General features: G+C 40.8%; 1 protein-coding gene. It reads right to left on the bottom strand.

Annotated features, from left to right (window positions below; all coding sequences use genetic code 11):
• Positions 1 to 411, bottom strand: a 411-nt coding sequence (locus tag BABA_RS12100; protein ID WP_007085477.1) for a LysM peptidoglycan-binding domain-containing protein, incomplete at its 3' end; no start/stop codon positions are given.
• Positions 412 to 613 lie beyond the last annotated feature (202 nt).

Below are 613 nucleotides of genomic sequence, written 5' to 3'. Positions count from 1 at the left end.
ATCCGCATCAACAGGCGGATCTTCAAGTTCAAATCCTTGAGTCTTGAGCCATTCTGCCGCATTTTTTACTGCAGATGCTGATGTGCTTGCATTTGTTGAACTGTTTGTACTAACTTGTAAAACTTGTCCTACTTGGAGCATTGTGTTAACATCATAAATTCCATTAGCTGACATCAATGATGAAACTTTCATTCCATATTGCTCAGCAATTGAATAAAGGCTATCCCCTGATTTGATAGTATATGTATTAGCTGATGTGCTTGAAGCAGTATTACTTGTGTTTGTTGTCGTACTACTTGCTCCAGCAACTTGTAAGACTTCCCCAACATGAATATCGTTAGCACTCTCCAAACTATTTGCTGATACAAGTGCCTCTACTGTTGTTCCATATTGTGCAGCGATTGCTGACAACGAGTCCCCTTCTTGTACTTTATAAGTTCCGACTGAATTTGGTGTGGCTGCTGAGCTTGTTGTAACAGCGCTCGCACTAGAAACCTCTCCCCCTTGGTCATAAATACTCAATCCAAGTTCTGAAATCACACTGTTCAATTTAGAAGCATAAGTTGGGTCAGTCGCATAACGTCCTTACGGAGTTGTCATCTAAAGGCTTTCT

This window comes from Neobacillus bataviensis LMG 21833 (assembly GCF_000307875.1).
GTDB lineage: Bacteria > Bacillota > Bacilli > Bacillales > Cytobacillaceae > Neobacillus > Neobacillus bataviensis.
Note: the sequence above shows the minus strand (reverse complement) of the source record. Positions and strands in the feature narration are given on the sequence as shown.